Origin of the sequence: Schlesneria sp., from assembly GCF_036405755.1 — a bacterium.
GTDB lineage: Bacteria > Planctomycetota > Planctomycetia > Planctomycetales > Planctomycetaceae > Schlesneria > Schlesneria sphaerica.
The window spans coordinates 1-4660 of sequence record NZ_DASWWZ010000008.1; the positions used below are offsets into that span (position 1 = coordinate 1).

Here is a 4660-nt window from a genome sequence, read left to right on the forward strand (position 1 = left end):
GACGGTGGCTTTGGCTTTAACGGCGGGGCCTGGCTCGGCGTGGCGCACAATCCCTTCCGCTATGGTGAATTCAGTTACGGGGACGAAGCGGGTCGCCTCCCCTCGGGCGATCATCGCAGTTTTGCCCTGGTGGATGGTCTGACGGCCGATGCACTCAACGATCGAATTGGACTGCAGAAGCAACTCGACAGTCTGCGGCGGAAGTTCGACCAGAACAGCACCTTCCGTCAATTGGATCAGGTCGATCAGCAGGCCCTGGATATTCTGCTGTCAGGACGGACTCGCGAAGCCTTCGACGTGTCGAAAGAGGATGCGAAGACGCGCGAACGCTATGGCGACGGCTGGGGTGAGCAGGCGCTGGTCGCACGCCGGCTGATCGAAGCGGGTTCGCGGTTCGTGACCCTGAACACCGGCTACTGGGACGATCACGGACACCTGAAGAATGGCCTGGACTACAAGATGCCGCGCCACGACCGGGCTGTCGGTGTCCTGATCCAGGATCTGGCCGAACGGGGAATGCTCGAAGATACGCTGGTCGTATCGGCAGGTGAGTTTGGCCGCACTCCTGTCATCAATCGGGACGCGGGGCGTGACCATTGGCCGCAGGCCCAAAGCATCCTGATCGCCGGAGGCGGCTACCGTCACGGTCAGATCATCGGCAGTACCGACGCGAAAGCGGCGTATCCCACGTCTCGTCCGGTCGGCGTCGAAGACTTCTGCGCCATCATCTACAACGCGCTCGGCCTGTCCGCGAACGACACGATCATCGACCACACCGGTCGCCCGATGCACCTGCTCCCAAGCGGAGAAGTCCCGAAAGAGCTTCTGTAAAGGACAGTCATCACTCAGGAAGCGGAAAGCCCGAAGAAGAGAAGGCCACCGTCTGCAGCGTGACTCTGCGACAAACCGTTGTTCGTCAGGACCATCATTTATCGACAGAAAGACTTTGTCACTGCAACGGGCGCCTGTGCGAGTTTCCCCAGGGTAGCACGGGTTGCCAGGTCTTCCGGGCTACCCGTGTGCGAAGCACAAGAGGTCTCCCCCGAAACTCACAATCGTCCCGCCAGACGGCAACTTACCCCCCGATCCGGAATTCTCCAGCTTGCATCCGGGTGATCGAACCCCGAGGAACTGGGTGGCCCTCGTCGGAGAAACACATTTCAGGAGGTCTGTCGATTGAAAATCGCGTCAGTGACCTGCGCCACCGCCAGTATTCCCTTGAATACAACGGCCCTCGCGCCAGTCCGCAATTCTTCAACACTCTGTCACTGAGCGCTGAAACGGTACCAGTTGAGACAAAGGGGCTATTGTTTTCTGATCATCAGATTTTCTGATCAGAAATTCACGAGTGCGACAACAATGGCTTATCAGCTCAGTATGGACGAGTCATCATCGATTAAGACGTTTGCGTGAGAGCGGCTTGTCTGAGCGAGCGATTGCGCAGTCGCTTGGCGTATCGCGAAACTCTGTTCGGCGTCATTTGGCGTTGAAACTGCCAAACGAGACCAAAGCGCCCACGGGTCTGCAGAGGCCGTGGAAGGGCTCGGTTCGTCTGTTTCCCGGAGTCGTTGCGAGCGATTTCGCGACATCATTTTGTCGAAGCTGGAGCAAGGCCTGGATGCGCAGCGGATTTGCCTGAACCTCGTCCAAGAGCACGGATCTGATGAAAAGTACGGGTCTGTTTGTCGCTTCGTGAAGAGCCTGGGAATCTGGTATGCCGTGTCCCCGGGGGCGTTTTCCTAGGGGGGCAAGTACCGTCAACAGCAACCCGTTGACGCCGACGGAAATTTTGAGCCGCAGGGGAAGTTGTGCCTGACACAACCTCGTGCGGCTGACGCCGCCCCGGTAGCCGCGATGACGCGACAACCGGGGCTACCCTCCCAAGGGGCGATACCGAGTTGATTGAGGATCGTCGGACGAGGCTGGACAGACGTGGCATCGACACTTCCAACTTCGAATTCGCTCAAACGCAGAAGAGTTGAATGGAAAAAATAGGGGATGCCAGATATGCAGTGTCCGCAGTTGCGTTGACTTTAGGTAACGCGACTGCTCAGGCTTATCCAGCGCTAATCAATGGAGCGTGTCGCACCGGAACGCAGTCTCCAGCCGGTCGCGGCACTCACTGGTTCGCTCACGTCCCTTCTGACTCTGGCCACCCCACCACCGACAATGCCCGTGCAACTTGAGTTCACTTCAAGTAACGTTTTACGACGATGTGCTGGGGAAAACGACGTCACTTCCTTCTGAAACAGGTCGTATGAACAGACTTATCGTGATGCTGACCGCAGCCGTTTGCCTTGTCGCACGAGTCGCCGTGGCGGGGGTGGATTTGAGTCAGTCAACGGTCTCATCCGACTTGAAAACGGTTCCCGCCGGCACGGTGGTGACGGTCAATGTCGTTCTGAGAAACTCGGGCGACACCCCCTCCCATCAGACCGATGTGCGAGTGCGGTTTCCACACAATGGATTTCTCGTCCGGATTGACAAGTTGCCCCAGCTGAAACGCGACGACAAAGAACGCGAGGTGACCGCCGTCGTCGAGATTCCCGCCAGGGGCGAGACTCCGTTTACGTTCGACCTGCTGGCCTCTCGCAAAGAGGCCCAGCACACGCTGTCAGCGGAGATCGAAGCGCGAAACTTTCTGGCGGATGCGCGGCTGGATACGGAGTTCTCGATCAAAATCAGCAGCGCCCCTTCGACGGCCGGAGTGGTCATCGGTGGGTTGAGGTTTCATCCGGCGGCGTTCTGGGTTCTGGGATGGATGGTCTGCGGCGGATTGTTCTTCGTCTGGTTGCGACTTCGCCTGCAGTGGCTCAGAGAACATCCACTGTCCAGCCGCTTGCCATCGCAGATCAGTCGCGTCCCGGCGCTGGGGCTGGTGGCCCTGATCATGCTTCCGCTGGCGTTTGTGATGGTTGGAGCAGGACTCGCGTGGCACGATCTGCAAACACTCATTAACTGGAAAGAGGCGGAAGCCACAATCCTCGGCCGACGCGAAGTCATCAGGACACAGACACGAAAGCAGGCCGGACGGCGGCGACAGACGAGTACCACCCGCACACCCGAATTCGCGCTGAAGTATCAGGCAGGTGACCGCGAAATGATCTCCACCGGCTTCGACACCGGCACCTCCCTGCACATCGGCGGCCAGGTGCTCGGGAAGGAGACGATCGACGAGTGGCTCACGGGCAAAACCATTCCCTGCTGGTACGATCCGTCCGATCCTGCCAACGTCGTCGTCCGCCGCGGCTTCGGCGGAGCCTATTTCTTCTTCCTGCTTCTCTTACCACTGCTCTGGTTCGGTCTACGACAACTGAGCAAAGTCAGCCAGGCCGTCAGCCAACTGGATGAACTCGAATGGAAATCGAGCGAGAACGCGACCTGAAGTCGTGATCAAGATCCAACTGCCGTCCACCACATTCGACGATCGCTCACTTCTGTTTACCTTTCTGCTCATCCCGTGTGTCGCAGTAGAATCGCCAAGCAGCCTGTTTAACAACGGGGACTGGCTTCGGGCTAACCTGAAATTCACCGAAGAACTCGTATGATACGAGGTGCCTGTCTCGCTCTTTTAACAGGCTGCTAAGGCCGAACCAGTTCGATTAATCAAACGGAGAGACGATCATGTCGCGAACCGCTCGAATCTTCCTTGTCATGATTGCCGCGATCGCCATTCCGGCGAGCTGCGCACTCGCACTGGGCTTCCGGCTCCGTGAATCAAAAGAAGAGCTCAATCTCAAATATGATGTCTCCGTCTATGACCACAACACGGGCCGCGTTACGGTCACATTCACGCTGAAGGACGAAGGACGACTCAAGCCTATTAGCTCTGTTGACTTGCATATCTCCAGCGATGAGCAGCATGACAGCGGCGGTTTCAAATCCGATCTCACAATGTCAATGGCGCTCCGTGAAGTGGAGGGAAATCAGGTTGCACGAATTCACATCCGTAAGGACTGGGCGGAAAGAGCCGAAATACAAATCAAAACGGGTCACCTCGACGGAAAGCAGGAGCCACTCACATGGTATTACCACGCGGTCCCGCTGAAAGATCTGGTGTCCCGCGCAGAACGATTCAAAACCGTCGAGTAGCGATCCCACGAGATGGTGGCGACTGCACAGGGAAAACGCGTGAAAGAAAGTCGCAAATCTGGTGAGCAAGTCCCTCAAAGCGGTCAGGTTCGGTTGATTAAATCTACTTGGCAAATCAAGGTTTGCAGTGTCAGCGTCGGCCTTCCGTCCCGGCAATGAAATCGATGATCCGATATTCCTGGGTCGTCCAAGAGGTGGATAAGTTCTTGTCCAGCCCCCCCCCCATTATTCAACGAAGTGCTGGCAACGACGCAAGCTGCCTGGTTCGAGAACATTGAGATAAGCTGGCCCAGAGGACACCGTACGATGAAACTTCAGAAAAATGATGGTGGTGGCACGTCGGTCATACTCGGTGAGGGCGACCTGCTGAGCACTGTTCCAGAGTCACATGCGGACATCCTGACCCCGGAAATTCAGGCGGTATTCGAGAATCCTGCACATTTTTTCAAGGAGATCGCACGTCGAACTCCGATAGCAAACCTTTGTCGCTATTTGGATGAGATGACATCGGGTGGAGAATGGCACCTCGTTCTGGCGGATACATACATGCCGGTTCGTCAAACAATTG

At 56.9% G+C, this 4660-nt stretch carries 4 protein-coding genes; all 4 read left to right on the forward strand.

Features of this window, described 5'->3' with window-relative positions:
• Nucleotides 1-831: DUF1501 domain-containing protein (locus VGE80_RS00280; protein WP_440591256.1), on the forward strand; the 831-nt coding region annotated here is incomplete at its 5' end.
• Between the two features lie 1426 nt (nt 832-2257).
• A complete protein-coding gene (locus tag VGE80_RS00285; protein ID WP_440591257.1) occupies nt 2258-3385 on the forward strand; it encodes a DUF3592 domain-containing protein in 1128 nt (375 codons plus the stop codon).
• Between the two features lie 239 nt (nt 3386-3624).
• The gene (locus tag VGE80_RS00290) at nt 3625-4092 is read left to right on the forward strand and encodes a hypothetical protein (RefSeq protein WP_440591258.1); all 468 of its coding nucleotides are present in this window, start codon (nt 3625-3627) and stop codon (nt 4090-4092) included.
• A gap of 306 nt (nt 4093-4398) precedes the next feature.
• A partial coding sequence (locus VGE80_RS00295; RefSeq protein ID WP_440591259.1) for a hypothetical protein occupies nt 4399-4660 on the forward strand: 262 nt, incomplete at its 3' end.

Excerpts from the sequence above, each read along its gene's own strand:
- VGE80_RS00285 (WP_440591257.1), top strand. The coding sequence starts at position 2,258 with ATGAACAGACTTATCGTGATGCTGACCGCAGCCGTTTGCCTTGTCGCA.
- VGE80_RS00290 (WP_440591258.1), top strand. The coding sequence starts at position 3,625 with ATGTCGCGAACCGCTCGAATCTTCCTTGTCATGATTGCCGCGATCGCC.